This window comes from Neorhizobium sp. 05N33 (genome assembly GCF_056397445.1).
The window spans coordinates 10944-30503 of sequence record NZ_JBFTNK010000027.1 but is presented as its reverse complement, the minus strand read 5'-3'; the positions used below and the strand labels follow the sequence as shown (position 1 = coordinate 30503).

Below are 19560 nucleotides of genomic sequence, written 5' to 3'. Positions count from 1 at the left end.
TCAATCTTGCGAAGCAGGTGATCCTTCGGCACCAGACCCTCGAGCGTCACCATCTCAAGAGCCGTCTGGCAAGGGGTAGGTTTCTTCAACATGTCCCAATGAATCACAAACCCCCGGACCACGCCAGGGGTTTGTCAGCAGTCTGAAGGGGCGGTAAAAACCGCCCCTCGAATTATAGGTCAGCTGGATTACAGGTCAGCGGGGCGCGGAGGCCGAACCGTCCTTGTAATAAGAGACGTAGCTGCTGTGCAGCCGCTCCGGCGCGCCCGGATCCGCATATCGGTGCAGCTCCGACATCTCTGTCTTGTTGAGGATCACGCCCACCGTTTTCGAAGCGATCTGCGGCTCGGACCGGATCACCGACTGCACCGCCTTCGCCGGCGTCACGCCCCATTCGGTGACGAAGACGAAACCATCGACATAGGGCTCGAAGGCCTTGGCATCAATAACCGGGAGGAGCGGCGCCAGGTCGACGACGATGACGTCGAACGTATCCTTGATGCTTTCGAGGAAGTGGCTCATGCCGGAAGAAGCGAGGAGTTCGCTCGTATGGGCAAGCTGCTTGCTACGCGTCGTCATCGGCAGGATCGTCAGGCGCGACCGGCGGTCGACACGCGCGGCATTGGTCCATGGCGTCTGCTGGAGCACCACTTCGACCAGTCCGACTTCCGGCTCCGAGGCCAGCATGCGGCTGAGACCCGGATTACGCAGGTCGGCGTCGATCACCAGGGTTCGAACGCCCGTCGAGGCGATCAGTCCGGCGAAATTGGCGGCGACCATCGATTTGCCTTCGCCCGGCAGGCAGGAGACCACGCCGATCACCCGGCACTTCCGCTCCTGCAGCATGATATCGCAGGCAAGCTTTGCGTTGCGCAGCGTCTCGGCGAATTGAGACCGCGGCGCCTCCACCGCGACCCGCATCAATCGGCGGAACGAGATCGGGTTGCCGGGAGGCGCTCCGGCCGCCTCGGCCTCAGTTGGTGGCGGTGGCGGCGCGTCCTCCGCGAAGGCGCCGCTGACCTTCGGCAGGTAGCCGAGGAAGCGCAGGCCAAGCTTCTCCTGCACATCGTCGCCGGTCCGGAAGAACCGCTCGCGGAATTCCAAGAGCGTTGCCGCCGCGCCGCCGATCAGCAGGCCAAGCACGACGGAGAGCGCCATGGTCAGCGTCTTGCGCGGGCTGGACGGGGCAGTCGGCAGGCCAGCGTCAGAGATCACGCGAGCCTTGGCGATCGGGAAGGATTGCCGTTGTGTTGCCTCTTCGAAACGACCGAGGAAGGATTCGTAGAGCGTCTTCAGCGCCGCTGCCTTCTGCTCCAGTTCGCGCAGCTGGACCATCGAGACATTCGCCTCCGAATTGCGGCCCGCAACCCGGTCGATGCTCTCACGCAGCGATTTTTCGCGCGAACTCGCCACTTCGAACACGTTGCGGAAGCTGCCGGTCAACTGCTGCAGCTCGCGATAAATCTGCTGCGCGAGTTCGCTCTTTTCCGTCTTGAGCGCGACCGCCTGCGGATGGTTTGCGCCGAACTGCTGGATGATGCCCTGCTCGCGGTCGGAAATGTTGATATACCGCTTGCGGAGGTCCTGAATGACCGTGTTGTCCGTATCGCGAGCCGAAACGACTGCGTTCTGAACGGCCGCGTCAGGCCCCTTGTCGATGATCGCCTGATATTGGTTGTAACGTGCCGAAGCGGTTGCCGCATCGGCCTGGGCGACGATCAGCTGGCTGTTGAGATCCGAAAGCTGCTGCGTCGACAGGAGTTCGCCGCGCGGCGAAACCAGACCGTGTTGGGTCTTGAATTGCTCGACGGCAAGCGAGGCCTGCTGCGAGCGGGTGTTGAGGTCGTTCAACCGTTCCTGCAGCCAGAGCGAAGCCCGCTCCGTCGCGTCGAAATTGGCGTTCAGCTGTTCGGTCAGATAGGATTCCGCATAGGTCCGCGTGATCATCGCGGCAAGCTGCGGGTCTGGCGAACGAATGGACAGAGCGATCACCGAGCTGCGGCCGACACGCTCCACAGTCAGCGATTGCTGCAGAACGGCCGCCGCTTTTTCGACCCGGCCCATCCTGACATTCTCCTCGGAAGGCGGTGGGCTGCCGGGCGTCAGAAGCGCAACGACACTGCGGATGGCGCCCTTGGCAAGATCGACGGGCGACTGCGGCGGGTTGACCACCGCCTCGTTCTGGTCGAGCTTGGCCTTGTCGACCACCCTTACCGCCAAGGCCTTGGATTTCAGAATCTCGACGGCACTCGACATGCGATTGTCGATCTGCTGGGCCGTCTGACTGTCCTGAGGGTCGTCTGCGTAACGCGAAAGGTTATCATCGATCAGTATCTGCGTCAGCGCAGTATAAATCGGCTGCGCCATCACGAGGTAAACCCCGGCAAGGACAACCGTCACAACGAGGCACACGACGATGACGCCCGAACGACGGATCGCAGCTGCCCAGAGCTTATCGAGATCGATGAATGTGTCGTGATCCCGCGTTTCGCTCGGGAATATCGTTCTCGGTCTGAAGTTTACCTGATCCATAGGGCTCGCTTTCTGGAGCTTTGGGGGACGGATGGCGGAACCGCCGCCATCCGCCTCGTATGACTTGAATGCGCGTCAGGCGGCCTTGACCCGCGTTTCGTGCGACATCAGCAATTCCTTGATGGAGGCGTAAATCTCGGCCCCCATGTCCTGGCGAAGCATGGCGAAGGCGACATTCGCCTCGATGAAGCCGCGCTTGCTGCCGCAATCGAATGTGCGTCCCTGATAGGGATGCGCATGGAACGGCTGGACCTGCGCAAGCTTGTGCATGCTGTCCGTCAGCTGAATTTCGTTGCCGGCGCCGCGTTCCTGCCGGGCCAGCAGTTCGAAGATTTCCGGCTGCAGAATATAGCGCCCATTCAGGTAATAATTGGACGGCGCCTCGGCAGGTTTCGGCTTTTCGACCATTTCCGTCACCTCGAAACCGTGCGGCACGCTGTGGCCGACCCCCACGATGCCGTAGCTCGACGTCTCTTCGGGTGCGCATTCCTCGACCGCGAAGACATTGCCGCCGACTTCTTCATAGAGATCCATCAGCCCCGCCATGCAACCCTGCGAACCGTAGGAGACCATGTCGGGCAGAAGCAGTGCGAAGGGTTCGTTGCCCACCAGTTCGCGGGCGCACCAGACCGCATGACCAAGTCCTAGCGGCACCTGCTGGCGCGTATAGCTGACGGTGCCGGCGACCGGCAGCATCTTTTCGAGCTGGGTAACCTGCACTGTCTTGCCGGAACGGGTCAGCGTCGCGACGAGCTCCGGCGCGCTGTCGAAATAGTCCTCGATCGCGGTTTTGTTGCGGCTGGTCACGAAAATGATGTTCTCGATTCCCGCCTGCATGGCCTCGTCGACCGCATATTGAACGACGGGCCGATCGACGATCGTCAACATCTCCTTCGGCATGGCCTTGGTGGCCGGCAGGAACCGAGTGCCGTTGCCTGCGACGGGTATCACCGCCTTTCGAACTGGTCTTTTCATGTCCATTCCTTCGTCCTTTCTGAGGGCGCCCCCGCCCTATTGATCGGATTTTCAGTTGACGTCGGCCGTTTTCACCAGCCGACGCATGCGAACGGCGATCGGCATGCGCAGAAGTCGGAGCGCACGTGGGTTTTCGATTGCCGTTTTCAGGAAGCCGCCGACGGAACCTTTCTTGATTTCGTCGACGAGCGTGAGAAATGAACCCGCTTCAAGGATGCTGCGGGTGCGCCTGCGTTGGGCAGCCGAGGCCTTCGCATCGAGCTTATAGCGGGCGAGAAAAGCGCTGTCGGAGGCCAGCATCGCATCCAGATGGCTCTGCTCCAGAACGCGCGAGATCGAACCCTGACGCAGGTGATAGACATATCCGATCTCCGGCACGATCGCGCATCGCGCGCCGCTCGCCAGGGCGGAAGCAAGCAGCAGGTAGTCCTCGCCGACCCGCAGCGCCTCGTCGAAGCGCAGCCCGTGCTCGACGAGAAATGCGCGTTCGAAAATCGGCTTCATGTAGCCGAAGTTGAAGGTCGATTGGAAAATCACGTTCGAGCCGATGAAATCGGAAAGCGTCATCATCGACCGCTGCCTGAGCGCCTCCTTGGAGAACATCTCATAGGGCTCGCCGGCATCGAACGGGATGACGTCGAGATTGTCGACGACGATCTGCGCCCGCGCGTTCTCGGCCCGCTCCAGCATGGTCAAAAGCCTGGTAGGGTAAATCGAGTCGTCGGAATCGAGGATCGCGACCCAACGGCCCCTTGCCGCGGCAAGTCCGGCATTGCGTGCGGCGGCCGGCCCGCCATTTGTCGCCTGGGCGATCAGCCTGACGCGGTGATCCGAATAAGCCTCCGCAATTGCTCGCGTCCCATCGGTCGAGCAATCGTCGACGACGACCACTTCGAGGGTCACGCCGATTTGCGCAAGGGCGCTGTCGATCGCACGCGCAAGCGTCTCCTCGGCGTTATAAGCCGCAATCACGAAGCTCACGTCGGGCTGGAAATCCGGGGCCTGCAGATCATGCATCGTCATGTGGCTTCGGCGGCTCCGTATTGGCGGATCTCTCGGACGCCGAGCGTGCCCGTGACGGCGCCGGCATGGAGTGCCGCACGAAGGGCGTAGCGAACGCGGGTAACCGGCGAGGCAATGGTTGCCACCGTCACCGCCAGGCAATAACCGAGCTTCAGCATCGCGAGACCGGTCTGCTTGAGGCGGCCGAGACCGGAGTTCTTGGCGGCGAGAATGCGTCCATGTGTCTGTCCGGAGCGGAAACGGCGCTTGGCAAGCCAGGAAAAGCTTGCCCGCTTTTCGGGTACCAGTTCCTCGATCACCGCATCCGGCGCAAATTCGATCCGCCCGCCGGCATCGGTCAAAGCGGTGAAGAAATGCGTATCCTCGCCGCCGCTTTGGCCGAGCGAGAGCGCAAACCTGCGGCCTGCGACGACCGGTGAGCGCAAATGGAGGAGGACGTTACAGGTATAACCGGTCCTGATCTGCCCGCCGACCCAGACAGGCATCGTCGAGTGGAAATCGCCATTGCGCATCCAGCTGGCGCTTTGCGATCCGTAGACGGCTCGGACCGGCCCGAGAACGGCGTCCGCCCCCGTGTTCCTCGCCATCGCCATCAGTCCGGCCAACCATTCAGGTTCCGCTGTCTCGTCGTCGTCGATGAAGGCGAGGTAGTCCGCATCGCTTTCGGCAAGGCAGGCATTGCGGGCGATCGAGATATTCGACTTCGGGCAATGCACATAGCGGATCGGGAACGGCGAACGCGCCCGCAAACCATCCACCAGCCCGCTTGCGCTCGGGCTCGCGTCGTTATCGGCAACGATCAGGCGCAATTCCGCGCCTGCCGGGACGGCAATCTCGAAGAGCGAAATCAGCGTCTCGGCCAGCTCCGGCCGCCGATAAGTGCAGATGCCGATATCGATGCGGACCGGCTTTTCCTCTGCCGTCATCAAGCGATCCTCCGTGGCCGGATGCCGATCAGCTCCAGCCAAAAGCCGGCCGACCAGGCGAAATGCATGATCATCGCCGAAAGCGAGGCAAGCGGGCCGTAAGGGTTCTTCTGCCCCACCGCGAGCCAGAAGCCGTAACCGATGCAGGCCGCGGCCCAGACGACCATCGGCACCGCCGCCCACCAATAGAGGAGTGCAAGCAGCGCAGCGACGACGACCGGCGCGACTGCAAGCGGGATCGCTTGCCGGAGCTTCGGAATGGTACGATGCTTGACGAGGTTCTTCGCCCGGCCCCGGCCATAGGCGAGATATTGCCGGAACAGCGCCGAGGCGGTCGAACGCGGATAATAGGTCATGTAGGTCTTGCCGGTCATCCAAATGCGGAAAGCGCCCGCGCGCAGCCGGAAGTCCAGTTCCGCATCCTCGTTGTGACTGAAACTCTCGTCATAGCCGCCAACGGCCCGGAAGGCCGAAATCCGCATCAGCGCGTGGTGGCCATGATCGACCCACTCGCCGCCGCCGCCGGCGCGATGTTTCGAACCGCCGTTTCCGAGCTTCGAGTTCTGCGCCACCGCAGTTGCCTTCTGGAAAGTGCCGAAGCCGATCGTCTCCATGCCGACGACGACGGAGTCGGCGTCCATTTCGACGGCCTCCTGCAGAAGCGTCCGGCAGTAATCGTCCGGATAATCCCCATGCGCGTCGATGCGGATGAGAAAGTCGCGATCCTCGCCGAAACGGTCGACGGCGAGGTTGATGGCTGCACTCTGGATGCGCTTGCGGTTTCCGATCAGCACGAGGTCGCGGATTTCCGGAATAAGGTCCTGGACGATGTCCGGCGTGCCGTCCTGGCTGCCGCCGTCGGCGACAACGATCAGCATGTCCATGTCGCCGCGCTGGCCGTTCAGCTTATGCAGCAACGGCGCGATCGTCGCCGCTTCGTTGAGGCATGGGATCACCAGAAGCGTCCGGATTTCGGACATCTGGGCATTGGAGTGAGAACGCAAAACCATACTCCACCTCACGATTGTACGGTTGAAACGGCCGGCATTTCGGCCGGCGACGGGACGTTGGGATGTAGGGCGGCGAGCCGCGAAACAAGAGCGCGGCATTCCGCCGGTCCGGTCACCCACTGACAGCGCTCGACGGCCGCAAGCCGGGAAAAAAGGTCGACGTAGCGCGCTTCCGTCATCTCGTTGAACAGCGTTTCGAGGGTCTCCCCCGTCACGTGATTGCGCACCAGACCGATGCCTCGCTTGCCGACGAAACGGCCGGTCTCCGTGCCGGCAAGCGCGATCGGCACCGCTCCGTAAAGCCCGCCTTCGTAAAGGCGGTTCGGCAGCAGCCAGCTGGAATTCAGCCCCTCCTCGAAGAAATCGATCGCCCAAGTGAACTGCACGTCGCCGTAGATCGCAGCGAGATCCTCCGGATTGCGGTAGGCACCGTGGAACTCCACATGCGGGGCAGCCGCGACCGCCGCATCGAAATCGTCGAATTCGCTGTAGGCGGGGCGGCCGCGTAATACGATCTCAACCTTGCCGTCCATGCGGGCCGCAAAATCGATCAGCATACCGAGCGACTTGCGGCAGCGGATCGCTCCGAACCAGCCGATCCGCCAGGGTTTGCCCGGTTCCGGCGGACGGGGCTGGAGCGGCCCGGAAACCAGTTCTGGCTTGAGGGCAAGCACCTTGTTTTCCAGAAGCAGAACCGGCAGGTCGAGGCCGGAACGCGGTTTGAAGAAATTTTCCACGAAAGCCGGGGAGCTGGTGATCAGTAGGCTCGCCCGGCGACCGAAGAACCGCTGCGCCTGGCGCACCAGACGGCCCTTCATCCCCTCGTCGAGAAGCAGGCGGTGAATATCGAGGCATTCGTAGACGACCGGAACCCGGCGGCTGAACATGGACGCGGCACGTCCGGCAAGCGCCAGCGTCTCCAGATTGCGAGCGATGATGACGTCGGGCACAGCGATATCAGCCAACGTCCGCTTCAGCCTCATGCGGGCGGCAAGAACCGCTCCGATGCGCTGCGCAAAACGCCCGTCCGCCGTCTGCCCGAGTGAAACGGTCGTCACATCCCGCTCCTCGGCAAGCACGTTCGCGCCGCGCTCGAAGCCGGCGACGGTGACGCTCGCGCCACCGGCCTTCAAGGTCAGCACGCGCCGCCGGATAGCCGCGTCGGCCATGTCATGCGCGAGATAGAGAACGTTCAACGTCAAATCGTCCAACTCCATTGTCGAGCCGCCGAGGCGGCTCAGCCGAGCGTGCAGAGCACGGATTCAGGAAAGCGGCAGGGCTCGCCGAGCGCGGTAAAAGCGACCCGGTCGACGATCATCGAGGTCGGCTGAGTGTAGGAAAATGCGCCCATCCACTGCTTGAGCGTGTCGGTGCCCCAGAGACTGAGAAAAATCTTCTGAGGGTTCTGCGGTATCTTCGCCTTGTCCGTTACTTCTTGAACGAGCTTGCCGTTCACGAAGTAACGGAGGCGGTTTTCCTCCCAGATGAAGGCATAGTCGTTGAAGCCCTGGTCCGCACCGCCGGCGACCGGCACCAGCTTTTCGTTATTGCCCTTGGCGGAAACATACTGGTTGACCTGAACTTGGCCGGTATTCTTGCCGAGCACTTCGAAGTCGATCTCGTCATGCGGTTTCTTGTCGGTCGGGCCGATATAGGTGAAGAACGCCGAATTGAGCCCTGAGCCCGATGCGGATTTCATCCGCACCTCATAGGTGCCATAGCCGAAACGCGCATTGGTCTGGATTTCGCCGCAGGCGAAGTCGCGGTCGCTGGCCTTGTCTTGCGCACCGGTCTTGTCCTGCGCAAAGCCGAGCTGCAGAGTACCGCCCTCGACCTTCACCTGTTTCTTCGACCAGTTGCAATTCTGATGCTTGCCGTTGTTCCAGCCGTCCGAGACGTACCAGAAGGAACGGTTGAGTCCGTCGAAGTTTTCCACGAAGGACTTGCCCGCGTTAGCCTGCTGGGCCTGTGCTGCGGGCGAGAGAAGTCCAGACACCGCTGCAGCGATGATAACCTGGCAGGTTAGTTGAATCTGTCTGGCCTTGGCCGTCATGTTTCACCTGTGCTGTTGCGTTATTGCGGGTTCGCCGGGACCGGAAGCCTCGGCGAGTGGGTGGGATTTGGTGGCGGCCAGAAGCTTGGCCTTGCGACCGCGGCTGCCGGTCAACACCTCGTAGAGACCGCGCATTCTGTGCGAGACGAGGCGGTTGCTGACAAAAAGGATGACGAAGCTTGCAACGGCGGCGACGCCGTAGAAGAGCGGGTAAAGGTCGTCGCCTGCCACGCGGTTCCACACCATCCACATCAGGACGAGCAGCGGATAATGGGCGCAGAACATCCAGAAGCTCAGGCTTCCGGTGGCAGCCAGCCGCTGACCGATCCAGGAACGGATGACGATCGCCGACATCAGCCAGAAACCACCGGCTCCAAGGATCGAAAGCGCGTTGCGCGCCATGTCGAGAGGCCAGGGGAAATCCGGGCCGGTCCAGTAGAGGCCGATGGACAACAGCACCGCGGCGGCAAGCATCACCGCCGTACCCGGTCCCGCAAACCGGTCCGCGGACTTGAGGTCCACCTGGTAGAGCGCCAGGAAGATGCCGAGGGTGAAGCTGAACAGGATCGATTTCTTCAGCACGATGCCGACCGTCAGCATGGGGGTGATCGCCAGCAGGAACAGAACGCCGAGCGTCGCTGCCGGAAAACGCCGCACCAGCACGGCAAGGATCGGCGACAGCAGGATGCAGACGATCAGGTCGCGCAGGAAGTAGAGCGGAATATTGATCGGCAAGCCTTCCGTCGCGAACGCGTTACTTAGGAGTTCGCGCGTCGAGATGTTCCAGAGATCGGGAAAATATCCAACGCCCATGTCGACGCGTTGGATGACGAACATGGCTCCAAGCAGACCGAGGTTCCACAACAGGAAAGGCAAGAGGACGGTCTTCGCCTTGGAGCGAAGCGTCTTGGAATAGTTGAACGTCTCCCAACCCCGCTGGAACAGTAGATAGCCGGAAATCGCGCTGAGGCAGGGTACGCCAATGCGGAACAGGCTATCCCCGAGGAAAACCCTGAGCCAATCGAACAAACCATTCAGCCCGAGGAACGGGCTGGTGTCGGGATCATGCGGCACATGGACGAAGAGAATGCCGGAGATCAGCAGGATGCGCATCAAATTGATACGGGAGGATATATTTGGATCGACAGTCAAACGAGTCACCCTTTTTGGGCAGTGCCTCCCCGCCACTACCGTTTCAATCAGAGCAGACTTGAGCCCGCAGTCACCCAAAAAGGATCGTGCCGAGTTTGGCACAAAATGTGGCGGCGCAGCAAAAAAGGAGCTTGTAGCGGAATGGGAAGGGCACGAGGAGGCGCCCCTCCGGCGGCCCGCTGCCGCTCCTTGGGCTTATGATTTTCAAGGATTCACGGCATCTTGGAGCCAGGGCAATGCTGCACCGCAGCAGCACAAAAAAATCTTTTTGCAATAGACCAAAACGGCTAATGCGTTTGTATCTGGATACCTCTTTACGTCGAGGCGGTCCCGTAATGTGGCGAAATAAAGGCAAATCTGCGACACAATCAAACGAAAGGGACACCGGCTGCGCTGCTCAATCCGAGTCGCCGGACGAGTTCGAGAACGCTCCATGAAACTGCGCGTATTCGGGCATCAGAAATGGCCCCGATGAAGTGATCGCCCGGCAAACTCCGCCCCGCCCGCTCCCGGTAGGAGTTCATTAACCTCTCCGCAAAGACGTGCGGGACGGCTCGGCGATCGCTGCCAAAAACCACATAAGAGTGAGCGTCACCGCCACCGATCCAGGATCTTCCAGGGTCGGCACTCTTGCCAGAATGAGGGCTGTGACAAATTTCAGCCCGAATGTAGCGGTCTTTGATAGCGCGCTCCACCGACATTGGTCGCGTTTGTCTTTACGCCTTGGCAGGGGGCGAAATGGTCAAGTCTTGTTACTGGGAGGTCATTCGATACGGCAGCGAACTGCCGCTAACCCGAAGCCCGGCAACTGTCGGCGGCTTGCAATTGTTTGAGAAAGCAGGGGCGAACACATGGCGACGTTCACCGTAATTATCCCATTTTTCCAGAAGGAAGCCGGCATTCTTCGCCGCGCACTGAAATCGATTTTCGATCAAACCAATCAGGACTTCGAGATCGTCATTGTCGACGACGAATCACCCCTATCCGCTGATGTGGAGCTTCAAGGCATTGAAGATGCTTGGAAAACCCGCATCCGCGTGATTCGCCAGCAGAACGGCGGGCCAGGTGCCGCACGCAATACCGGCCTCGACAACGTCCCGGCTTCGACCCGTTTCGCGGCGCTTCTCGATTCGGACGACGTCTGGCTGCCGGATCATCTGAAAAACGCCTTTGAGAGCATGACCCGCTTCGATACCGAGTGCTATTGGGCCTCGATGCAGGCGAGCGACGAGTTCTATTACCACTTCGGCATGGCCGAGCTCGAACAGGCGGAGGGCGGCACGCGGCTTTCCGAAAACCCGCTCCTGATCGAAATGCCGGATCTCGCGAGTGTCATGCTGAAGAACTGGAGTTTCCTGCATCTCTCCTGCATGGTCATCGCCCGGCCGGTCTTCGAGACGGTTCGCTTCGAACCCTCCCTGCGGCTGGCGGCTGAAGACGTGCTGTTCTTCGTCGACTGCATCCTGAAATCGAAGCGAACCCTGCTTTGCGACGAAGAGGGTGCGGCCCGCGGCATGGGCCTCAATATCTTCCACAGCATCGACAATCGCTCTCCGCAGTTCCTGCGACAGCAGTTCAACACCTGGGTGGCGCTCGATACGCTGGAGGAGCGCTTCCGCTCCCGCCCCAGCGACGTCGCCTCGATCGCATCCTACAAGAACACCGCCCGCCGACAGGCGCTCTGGAGCCAGGCCGGACGAGTGAAACGCCGCCAGGCGCCGGACCTTGGCCTGCTCGCCCGCTGGGTCATGCGCGATCCCGCGCTGATCCGGGCGGCATTCGAACTCGGAGCCGGGAAGCTCGGCCGCAGCGCACGCTAAATGCTTGCGTTTCCTTTCAAATTCATCATTCCACGGAGGCCCGCATGAAAGCGTACTACTGGGAATCGCATCACGGTAATTTCGGCGACGACCTCAATCTCTGGCTCTGGGATGCGCTGCTACCCGGTTTCCGGGACGTGCATCCTGAAGTCCTGCTGGTCGGCGTCGGCACAGTCCTCAATCCGGTCCTGCTGCCTGTCGGCCAGAAGAAGCTGGTGATCGGCAGCGGCTACGGTTATGGCACGCCGCCTGATGTCACCGACGCGGCGGAATGGGACGTGCGGGCAGTCCGCGGTCCGATGACGGCCGCCAAGCTCGGCATTTCGCCCGACAAGGCGATCACCGATCCGGCGGTCATGATCGCCGACATGCCGGAATTCCAGAACCTGCCGAAAATCCACAGGAAGACCTTCATCCCCCATTGGGAGTCGGCCGAATTCGGCATGTGGAACGCCGTCTGCGAGCCCGTCGGCCTCACCTATCTCGATCCGCGCGGCGAGGCGAAGTCGGTCATCCGCCATATCGCCCAGTCGGAACTGATCATTGCCGAATCCATGCATGGTGCGATCCTGGCGGATGCGTTCCGGGTTCCCTGGGTGGCCGTCAGCAGCTCCCGTTCCATCAACAATTTCAAATGGAATGACTGGGCCAAATCCGTTGGGACAACATACGAACCTCGCTACGTGCCGGTCTCCACCCGAGCCGAAGCTGTCGCCAAGCGCTCGCGTTTCTGGGGCATCAGCTTCGACGGTCAGGAGCAGCCAAGTCAGGCCGCACACGACACTCATGGCGGCGAAGTCATGACCCACCCGGCGCCGTCACAAAGCGGCCTTCGCGGCATGGCGAAACAGTTCCTCGCAGCCCCATCCGTGCTGGCGCTCTGGCAGGCAAGCCGCGCTGAACCGCGGCTCAGCCCCGTCGAGGTTCTGGAGGAGCGCAAGGAGAAATTCCGGGCGATGCTGGAAGGGATTCGCCGCGATTATTTCTGAGCGGCGGGTATGCCGGGCAGAAGATAGCGCATGCCGGCCGGCTGCGCCTGCGGCCCGGACGACCTGGCGCGCAGAAGATCGAGCTTGTCGAGGAATATGCCGGTCGCCACGGCCGGCAGAACCCGCGGGTGGGAGAGCAAGTGCCGGATGGCCGCACCGTTCCCCGCCTGCGACTTGATGTCGAGGAAGGCACGCAGTTCGTAGCGGTCGCGCGTATGGTCGCGATGCCGGACGATCACCGCCCGCTCCTCCTCGCTGAGCGCCGGATCGGCAAGGAGCGCGTCGTCCGCCTCGTAGAATTTGCGCAGGTCGTCGGTGCGATGCCGGCCGCTCAGCGAATCCTGGCGCACGATGGCGCCGTAGCCGCAATGCTCGATCACCTTGTAGCGCGCGCCCTTGGCGAGCGCCCGGGCGTAGAAGTCGTAATCCTCGCCGAAACGCATGTTTTCGTCGTAGCGAAGACCATGGGCGTCGAGAAACGCCCGGCTCATCACCGGCTTCAGGAAACCGGTCTCGCCGCGCTTGACCCCGCGCTTGGAAATATTGCCTTCCACGAATTCAGTAAGCGACATGCTCCGCGCCCGCGTCTCGAACCTTTCCGGGCGAATGAATTCGCTTGGCTCGTAAATGAAGGCGATATTGTCGGCAATCAGGTCCCAGCCGTCCTCCGCCAGCATCGGCGCAAACCGGCCCGGAAAAAAGAAGTCGTCGGCATCGAGAATACCGATCAGCGGCGCCGCCGATATGGCAATGGCATGATTGCGGGCAGCAGAGGGTCCGCGATTCTGATCGAACGAGACAACCGTCAGCCGTCCTGACCTATCATCCGATCTGCGCGCGACATCCGCGGTCTCGTCGGAGGAGCCGTCGTCGACCACCACGACTTCGCTGACATGCGCCTCGTTCAAGGCGGATTGAATCGCGATTCCAATGGTTTCAGCGGCGTTTTTGGCCGCGATGATGACGCAGATCGTCTGGGAAGCGTGTTCAACCATAGCCCTCTCCATGTTGCATCCGTCCGCAACTATGGGCTCAGGAAAATGGCTCTCGTGTGAAACTGGCGGAAAAAAGCGTCAGAACGGTCAGGTATCGCCGGCAGGAAGGTTCGGGGCGGCATCGGCACGCAATCCGTCGCGCCGGCTGCCATCCTTGGAGCTCTTGGCAGCCGCGGCAGCTTCCGAAGTCGCTCCCGTCTCCCGTATCTGCTTTTCACGGCGAACGAGGTAAAGGACAGCAGCGAAATATCCGGCCTGGATCAGGACTGCACAGATCAGCGTCTGTATAACTGCCGTATAGAACGACCCGGTGATAAGATACGCAGCCACCGCGAACACGATCAGAGTCACTGTCATGCTGATAAAGACGCGTGGCGCGTACATGATCGTTCCTCCCGAACGTGGCTGTTCAGTTCGTGGTTTTTCAGGCTCCTCTCCCGATAAGACAACCATATGAGTCTGCAGGAGAGGATTCAAGTTTTCCGATCTCGATAATGCCAGACTATTGGTGAAACTTTCGTAAGGTCCATGAGGTTCCGAACAAATACTGCGGGCAGCAGGCCCATCTCTATCACAGCGCCACATGCACTGCGCCTCTCTTTTGCCACATTTATGCCCGGATTCGCCGCTGTTGGAACGAACTCGCCAGCCGCATCTCTCAATTCCCCTCGAACCCGATCAACTTTTGTTACAAAGCTAACTCGAAACCGACAGGCGTTGTTGCGCCGCAGCATTGTATTGCGGCGCAGCAGGAGTGGGCCTTTGGTCCCAGACGCAAGCTACTTTGGTCCCCGTCCCCAAGCAGCTGGGCGATCTATGACTAGGCGGCCGACAGGAGAGAATGCCGGGATAAGTTTGAACCAGGTCGGGAATATTAGCCACTAGACCGCTTTTACACGCCCAGTACAGTATTGACTGCGCTTCCGGCGTATATCTCCCAAGTTGTTCCCGGCCAATCGCGGGTTGGAAACCGCGCCCCGACTCCGGCGGGATGCGGTTGACGGAAAAGTTTGATCTTCATCAAATTGCGAACACAGACTTATTATCACATTAACGCTCAATGACGCGCCGTAATGGCACCGACTATCGCAAAACATAAGTGGAGTTCACTCTATGAAGTCAGCGACACGTTCGGCAGGTTCGCCGTTCTCAACGTCAGACCAAGCCCGCATGACTCTCCCAACTGGGGGCTTGGCAAAACGAAGTTTCGATATCACCGCCGCCGCCCTGGCCCTCATCCTGTTCAGTCCCATCTTCCTGATGATCGCGGCGTTGGTAAAGTTCTCCGACAATGGCCCCATTTTTTATGGACATCGCCGGATCGGCCACAACGGTCGTACCTTCAAATGCCTCAAGTTCCGCACGATGGCCGTGAATGGCGATGAAGTCCTGCGAAACTATCTGAAAGCCAATCCGCAAGCGGCGGAGGAATGGCGAGCGACGCGCAAACTCAAGTTCGATCCCCGGGTGACGGTTGTCGGCACTGTGCTGCGTAAGCTTAGCCTCGACGAACTTCCGCAGCTTCTCAACATCCTGCGTGGCGAAATGAGCGTGGTCGGCCCTCGCCCCGTGGTCGACGAGGAACTGAACCTCTATGACAGCTTTGCGGCTTTCTACCTGAGCACGCGCCCGGGCCTCACCGGTCTGTGGCAGATCAGCGGTCGCAATGACGTTTCCTATGATACCCGCATCGCGTTCGACACCCAATACGTCCAGAACTGGTCGCTGATCGGCGACGTCGCAATCATTGTGAAAACGATTCCCGCCGTCTGCATGGCGCGCGGCAGTTACTGATAGTCCATCCTCTCTGCTGAGGCGCCGGACCGCTTGACGGGATCGGCAAATCTGGCGGCTTCGAGCGCGGACTGGTTCCGCGCCTTTTGAAGGAAAAATCCATGCAGACACAAACCGCCTCCGCGAGGAGCTTGCGTGCGTTATGTTTTCTGGCCGGTGCGATCACAGTCGCTCTGGCCGGGAACGCGACTGCGGAAGAGACCGGTTATCGCCTCGGGGTGATGGACAAGCTTCGCGTCCGCGTCGCCGAGTGGCAGCCGGCCGACGGCACGATCCGCAACTGGGATGCGGTGAGCGGCGACTATACCATCGGGCCGACCGGATCGCTCTCGCTCCCCTTCATCGGTGACCTCCCGGCTGCCGGCAAGACGGCGGGCGAAGTCGCAAAAACCATCGGCGAGGAATTGCGCGGCAAATTCGCGTTGCGCAACCTGCCGTCGGCTTCCGTGGAAATCGCCCAGTTCCGGCCGGTTTTCCTGGCTGGCGACGTGCATACGCCGGGCGAATATCCCTATACCCCCAACCTGACCGTGCTGAAGGCCATCAGCCTCGCCGGCGGTCTTCTCCGGTCTGATTCGGGCCAGCGTTTCGCCCGCGACTTCATCAATGCCCGCGGCGACGCCTCGGTCTACGATTCCCAACGCGGCCGGCTTCTCGCCCGCCGCGCCCGGCTGTTGGCGGAAGTCGCCGGTGCTACCGAATTGAAAGTCCCGCCGGAACTCAAGGACGTCGGCAATGCCGAAAAGCTGATCGCCAGCGAAGTCTCGCTGATGAAATCGCGGCGAGAACGCTACGAGCTTCAGTTGAAGGCTCTCACCGACCTGCGGACGCTGCTCGAAAACGAGGTCCAGTCTCTCAGCCAGAAGACCGACACCCAGAAGCGGCAGCTGCAGCTCGTCAGCGAGGACCGGGAAAAAATGGCGAAGCTGACCGAACAGGGACTGGCGACCTCCAGCCGCCGCATCACCGCCGAGGAAAGGGCCGCGACCATCGAAGCGAACCTCCTTGATATCGACACGTCAATACTTCGCGCCAAGCAGGATATCAACAAGGCGAACCAGGACGAGATCAACCTGCGCAACGACTGGGAAGCCCAGCGCGCCCAGGAGCTGCAGAACACCGAAGCCGAACTCGAAAAGCTCGGATTGCAGCTCGGAACCAGCCGCGAGCTGATGTCGGAAGCCGTGGCTCAATCGGCCGAGGCGCTGAAATTCGACCCTTCGGGCAAGTCCGCCACCATCAAATACACCGTGGTGCGGGACGAGGGCCAGGGGCCGAAAGAGGTCGCCGTCGGCGAAAACGACAAGCTTCTGCCCGGCGATGTTGTCAAGGTCGCTGCTGAACTCCTGATGCAATGAGGATCGCATGAGGATTGCGAAATCTGCGCTGATCGACCCGGCTCGCAATGAAGTCTACGGCGTGGCTGCGGTCGCGCTGTCCTTCTTCGTGTTCGCCTATTCGAGCCGGTTCGGGCAGATTTCGATCCTCGCCTATTATGGCCTCTGGTTCCTGCTGGTAGTTGCCGACTATCGGCAGGCTCTCGGTAATTATCTGAAATATCTTTGGATATTCGGATTTGCGCTGTTCTGCTTCGTCTCCGCCTTCTGGTCGCCCGCCTTCGGCATCTCGCTGCGAACCGCGATACAATACCTGACGCATGTCGTCTGTGCGCTGATCGCCATGCGCACGATCAGCGTGCTGACATTGACCCGCGGTGCGATCCTGGGCACGGCGATCGTGCTCGTCTTCTCCATCCTGTTCGGAACCTACCTCTACGACGCCATTGACGGCAGTTATAGTTTCGTCGGAGCCTTCTCCTCGAAGAACCAGCTCGGTTTCTACGCTTCGCTCGGCCTTTTCTTCGCCGCGTCCTATCTGCTCATCTGGCGGCAGAAAGGCCCCTGGTTGATGGCGTCGGGCGGCGTCGGCCTGCTCAGCGCCTATTGCCTTCTCGCCTCGCAGTCGGCGACCTCTGCCATTACGACCGCCGGCGTCTTGGCGCTCTGCGCCGGTTATATGCCGGTCGCACAGCTTTCCCCCAATCACCGCAAGCTGCTGGTCTCCGGGCTGGTGGTGGTCGGCGTGGTCGCGATCATCGGAGCGCTGCAGATGGGCGCTGTCGATGCCGTTCTCGGCATCTTTGGCAAGGATTCGACGCTGACGGGACGGACCTATCTCTGGCAGCAGGGAATCGAGGCGATCCGCGACAACCCGATTCTCGGCACCGGTTATCAGGGTTACTGGGTTCCCGGCTTCGCCGATGCCGAGAGGCTATGGGATGATTTCTTCATCACGGCCCGTAGCGGCTTTCATTTCCACAACACGTTCATCGAAGTCACCGTCGAGACCGGTCTGGTCGGGCTCGCCCTATTGTGCATGATCATGCTGATAAACGTCTTCGGCCATCTGAGCGCGATGCTGAGCCGCAATCGCGATCCCGCGTCGACGCTGTTATGCGCGCTGAGCGTTCTGTTGCTGATCCGGGCCTTCGTCGAAGTCGACGTACTTTTCCCCTACCAGATCGGTTCATTCCTGATGTTCTACGCGGCCGGCCGGTTGACCCTTCGCCAGAAGTCCGCCGAATTCACCTCTCATCCCGTTGGAGGCAGGCGGACCGTTACCGCTTGAGCTTTTCGAAGAGGTGCTCGGCGAGCCGGAGCGCCAGCGCCACGGCCGGCAGTGTCGGATTGGCATGGCCTCCTGTCGGAAACAGGCCGCTGCCGGCGAGATAAAGATTGCCGATGCCATGCACGCGGCAATTGGCATCCGCGACGCCATCATCGGATGTATCGGACATGCGGCTGAGGCCGATCTGGTGATAACCGTCGAACGCCTGGCTCAGCACGGCCTGCCGCCGCTGGGAAGCATCATGTAAATATTCCAGCCGACCGAGCCCGGTTCGACGTAACCACGTATCGAGAATCTCGTGCGATTTCAGGATCGAACTGACGTCCTGTTCGACCACTTGATAATCGACGACAAGGGCGGCCTGCCTGCCCGCTCCACCCTGTTGAAGGTGGACCCGGCTTTCCGGATTGGGCACCTGTTCGGCATGGTAGCGAAGCAGATAACGACCTTTCGGATTGATCAGCGTACGCCACGGCTCGATGCGCCTCTCCAACATATTGAGAAGCGACCCGAACAGATCGAATACCAGGCGGCGATCGGCGCGGATATTCCGCCAATGCTGCCGGCGGTCGATATTCTCAGGCCCCTTGGCCGTCGGTGCCAGGCCATTCGAGAGACGGCGGTAGAGGCCGAACATTTTCAGGAACAGATAGATCAGCGACAGCGCGCCGGAGGCATGCGCGGGGTCGGCGACCGAAATCGCGTCGATCCAGAAGACGCAGTTGAGAAGCCCCTCCTCTGCCTGGATCTCCGGTACGATCTGCAGCCTGCGACGAAAGACATAGTTTTCGTCGTCGACATTGAAGGCGAAATGGCTCGCGATCCTGGACCTGTCGAATTGCAGCACGGCAATATAGCCGGTGAGGTGCCCTTGATAAAAACGGCCGAGCGGACCGCTGGTACCGCCCAATGCCTCTGGCTGCCTCTCCCGCAGAGCAAGCAGCAGGCGGACATTTTCCAGCCCTCCTCCCGCAAGCACGAAAGTCCTTGCCGTAATCTGGCTTTCCTGCCCGCTGTAGGTGGCGAGGCCTTCGACGCGTCCACCAGAAGCATCAAGCGTGATCCCGGTGACGATCGTGTTGACGAGACGAATACGCTTGGAAGCCTTGAGCCGCTCTCCGTAAACCGGGCCAAGATCCGGAGACCGGCTCCATCGCTCCAGAGCGTTCGCATCGACCCCATGGTCGGAAACGTCGATCGCCTCAAAAGCAGGCTCGGCGGCATTGCAATTGAGAAATGTCAGCGCCTGCGGATAATGGCGGCGGAGCTCCTCGTGAGAAATAGGCCAGCCGGAAAAGGGGACATGATCTCGCTTCTGTAGATCGATATCGTCGAAGGTAACGCACCGGCCGCCCCAGAGCGCGGAAGCGCCGCCGATGCCTGGCCGGGACATCGCCATCGAAGGTGCATGATGGCCGTTGGTGAATTCGATACCACCGGCACCGGCATCATCCGTTGCTCCGCCCGCACCCATCTCGACAAGGGTTACCGAGAGCCCCAACTCCTCCAGCTTGAAGGCGAGTGCCAACCCGACGGGGCCGGCGCCGACGATGCAGACATCCGTCGTCTCAGTATCTGCTGAAGCCATGTATGCCTTTGAGAGAGAACCTTGGATTACCAGCACATAGAGCGTGCCGGCAGAAAGGGAACCGCCCATGCACCG

General features: G+C 60.9%; 16 protein-coding genes. 5 read left to right on the top strand and 11 right to left on the bottom strand.

All coding sequences use genetic code 11. The annotated features are described in order from the left end of the window. Positions 1-195: 195 nt before the first annotated feature. The 8 genes from AC1DLT_RS30190 to AC1DLT_RS30155 form a co-directional block, all read right to left on the bottom strand. Positions 196-2532: a polysaccharide biosynthesis tyrosine autokinase gene (locus AC1DLT_RS30190; protein WP_477489162.1), complete on the bottom strand. Its 2337-nt coding sequence runs from the start codon at positions 2530-2532 to the stop codon at positions 196-198. Between the two features lie 75 nt (positions 2533-2607). Beyond that, positions 2608-3513 carry a UTP--glucose-1-phosphate uridylyltransferase gene (locus AC1DLT_RS30185; RefSeq protein WP_247033099.1) on the bottom strand — a complete coding sequence of 302 codons (906 nt, stop codon included), beginning with the start codon at positions 3511-3513 and terminating at the stop codon, positions 2608-2610. Between the two features lie 45 nt (positions 3514-3558). Then, positions 3559-4530 (bottom strand): glycosyltransferase family 2 protein, encoded by a 972-nt coding sequence (locus AC1DLT_RS30180; RefSeq protein ID WP_477489161.1) that lies wholly within the window; start codon positions 4528-4530, stop codon positions 3559-3561. Continuing rightward, positions 4527-5456: a glycosyltransferase family 2 protein gene (locus tag AC1DLT_RS30175; protein ID WP_477489160.1), complete on the bottom strand. Its 930-nt coding sequence runs from the start codon at positions 5454-5456 to the stop codon at positions 4527-4529. The genes AC1DLT_RS30180 and AC1DLT_RS30175 overlap by 4 nt, the downstream gene beginning before the upstream one ends. After that, on the bottom strand, positions 5456-6466 hold the full coding sequence (locus AC1DLT_RS30170; protein WP_477489159.1) for a glycosyltransferase family 2 protein: 1011 nt from the start codon (positions 6464-6466) through the stop codon (positions 5456-5458). The genes AC1DLT_RS30175 and AC1DLT_RS30170 overlap by 1 nt, the downstream gene beginning before the upstream one ends. An 8-nt stretch (positions 6467-6474) precedes the next feature. Next, on the bottom strand, positions 6475-7683 hold the full coding sequence (locus AC1DLT_RS30165) for a glycosyltransferase (protein ID WP_477489158.1): 1209 nt from the start codon (positions 7681-7683) through the stop codon (positions 6475-6477). 20 nt (positions 7684-7703) lie between these two features. Next, entirely contained in the window at positions 7704-8519 is an 816-nt protein-coding gene (exoK, locus tag AC1DLT_RS30160) for an endo-1,3-1,4-beta-glycanase ExoK (protein ID WP_477489157.1), read from the bottom strand. A gap of 3 nt (positions 8520-8522) precedes the next feature. Continuing rightward, on the bottom strand, positions 8523-9671 hold the full coding sequence (locus AC1DLT_RS30155; protein WP_477483447.1) for an acyltransferase family protein: 1149 nt from the start codon (positions 9669-9671) through the stop codon (positions 8523-8525). Positions 9672-10522: 851 nt separating this feature from the next. On the opposite strand from AC1DLT_RS30155, the gene AC1DLT_RS30150 reads away from it, so the two are divergent. Together AC1DLT_RS30150 and AC1DLT_RS30145 are read left to right on the top strand one after the other, a co-directional pair. Continuing rightward, on the top strand, positions 10523-11491 hold the full coding sequence (locus AC1DLT_RS30150) for a glycosyltransferase family 2 protein (protein WP_477489156.1): 969 nt from the start codon (positions 10523-10525) through the stop codon (positions 11489-11491). 44 nt (positions 11492-11535) lie between these two features. After that, positions 11536-12480 (top strand): polysaccharide pyruvyl transferase family protein, encoded by a 945-nt coding sequence (locus AC1DLT_RS30145; protein WP_477489155.1) that lies wholly within the window; start codon positions 11536-11538, stop codon positions 12478-12480. Here the strand turns inward: AC1DLT_RS30145 and AC1DLT_RS30140 are convergent. After that, positions 12471-13475 carry a glycosyltransferase family 2 protein gene (locus tag AC1DLT_RS30140; protein ID WP_477489154.1) on the bottom strand — a complete coding sequence of 335 codons (1005 nt, stop codon included), beginning with the start codon at positions 13473-13475 and terminating at the stop codon, positions 12471-12473. The two genes, AC1DLT_RS30145 and AC1DLT_RS30140, sit on opposite strands and share 10 nt — an antisense overlap. Positions 13476-13562: 87 nt before the next feature. Continuing rightward, entirely contained in the window at positions 13563-13859 is a 297-nt protein-coding gene (locus AC1DLT_RS30135; RefSeq protein ID WP_477489153.1) for an exopolysaccharide production repressor protein, read from the bottom strand. 729 nt (positions 13860-14588) lie between these two features. Here AC1DLT_RS30135 and AC1DLT_RS30130 point away from each other — a divergent pair. The 3 genes from AC1DLT_RS30130 (at position 14589) to AC1DLT_RS30120 (ending at position 17897) form a co-directional block, all read left to right on the top strand. After that, positions 14589-15269 (top strand): sugar transferase, encoded by a 681-nt coding sequence (locus tag AC1DLT_RS30130; RefSeq protein ID WP_038545957.1) that lies wholly within the window; start codon positions 14589-14591, stop codon positions 15267-15269. Between the two features lie 101 nt (positions 15270-15370). After that, on the top strand, positions 15371-16627 hold the full coding sequence (locus tag AC1DLT_RS30125) for a polysaccharide biosynthesis/export family protein (RefSeq protein ID WP_051899834.1): 1257 nt from the start codon (positions 15371-15373) through the stop codon (positions 16625-16627). A 7-nt stretch (positions 16628-16634) separates the two neighbouring features. Next, on the top strand, positions 16635-17897 hold the full coding sequence (locus tag AC1DLT_RS30120) for an O-antigen ligase family protein (RefSeq protein ID WP_247135898.1): 1263 nt from the start codon (positions 16635-16637) through the stop codon (positions 17895-17897). Here AC1DLT_RS30120 and AC1DLT_RS30115 read toward each other — a convergent pair. Continuing rightward, positions 17887-19485 carry an FAD-dependent oxidoreductase gene (locus AC1DLT_RS30115; RefSeq protein WP_477489152.1) on the bottom strand — a complete coding sequence of 533 codons (1599 nt, stop codon included), beginning with the start codon at positions 19483-19485 and terminating at the stop codon, positions 17887-17889. The two genes, AC1DLT_RS30120 and AC1DLT_RS30115, sit on opposite strands and share 11 nt — an antisense overlap. Positions 19486-19560 lie beyond the last annotated feature (75 nt).

Excerpts from the sequence above, each read along its gene's own strand:
- AC1DLT_RS30185 (WP_247033099.1), bottom strand. The coding sequence starts at position 3,513 with ATGGACATGAAAAGACCAGTTCGAAAGGCGGTGATACCCGTCGCAGGC.
- AC1DLT_RS30180 (WP_477489161.1), bottom strand. The coding sequence starts at position 4,530 with ATGACGATGCATGATCTGCAGGCCCCGGATTTCCAGCCCGACGTGAGC.
- AC1DLT_RS30140 (WP_477489154.1), bottom strand. The coding sequence starts at position 13,475 with ATGGTTGAACACGCTTCCCAGACGATCTGCGTCATCATCGCGGCCAAA.
- AC1DLT_RS30150 (WP_477489156.1), top strand. The coding sequence starts at position 10,523 with ATGGCGACGTTCACCGTAATTATCCCATTTTTCCAGAAGGAAGCCGGC.
- AC1DLT_RS30170 (WP_477489159.1), bottom strand. The coding sequence starts at position 6,466 with ATGGTTTTGCGTTCTCACTCCAATGCCCAGATGTCCGAAATCCGGACG.
- AC1DLT_RS30145 (WP_477489155.1), top strand. The coding sequence starts at position 11,536 with ATGAAAGCGTACTACTGGGAATCGCATCACGGTAATTTCGGCGACGAC.
- AC1DLT_RS30125 (WP_051899834.1), top strand. The coding sequence starts at position 15,371 with ATGCAGACACAAACCGCCTCCGCGAGGAGCTTGCGTGCGTTATGTTTT.
- AC1DLT_RS30135 (WP_477489153.1), bottom strand. The coding sequence starts at position 13,859 with ATGTACGCGCCACGCGTCTTTATCAGCATGACAGTGACTCTGATCGTG.
- AC1DLT_RS30175 (WP_477489160.1), bottom strand. The coding sequence starts at position 5,456 with ATGACGGCAGAGGAAAAGCCGGTCCGCATCGATATCGGCATCTGCACT.
- AC1DLT_RS30115 (WP_477489152.1), bottom strand. The coding sequence starts at position 19,485 with ATGGCTTCAGCAGATACTGAGACGACGGATGTCTGCATCGTCGGCGCC.
- exoK (WP_477489157.1), bottom strand. The coding sequence starts at position 8,519 with ATGACGGCCAAGGCCAGACAGATTCAACTAACCTGCCAGGTTATCATC.
- AC1DLT_RS30130 (WP_038545957.1), top strand. The coding sequence starts at position 14,589 with ATGAAGTCAGCGACACGTTCGGCAGGTTCGCCGTTCTCAACGTCAGAC.
- AC1DLT_RS30120 (WP_247135898.1), top strand. The coding sequence starts at position 16,635 with ATGAGGATTGCGAAATCTGCGCTGATCGACCCGGCTCGCAATGAAGTC.
- AC1DLT_RS30165 (WP_477489158.1), bottom strand. The coding sequence starts at position 7,683 with ATGGAGTTGGACGATTTGACGTTGAACGTTCTCTATCTCGCGCATGAC.
- AC1DLT_RS30190 (WP_477489162.1), bottom strand. The coding sequence starts at position 2,532 with ATGGATCAGGTAAACTTCAGACCGAGAACGATATTCCCGAGCGAAACG.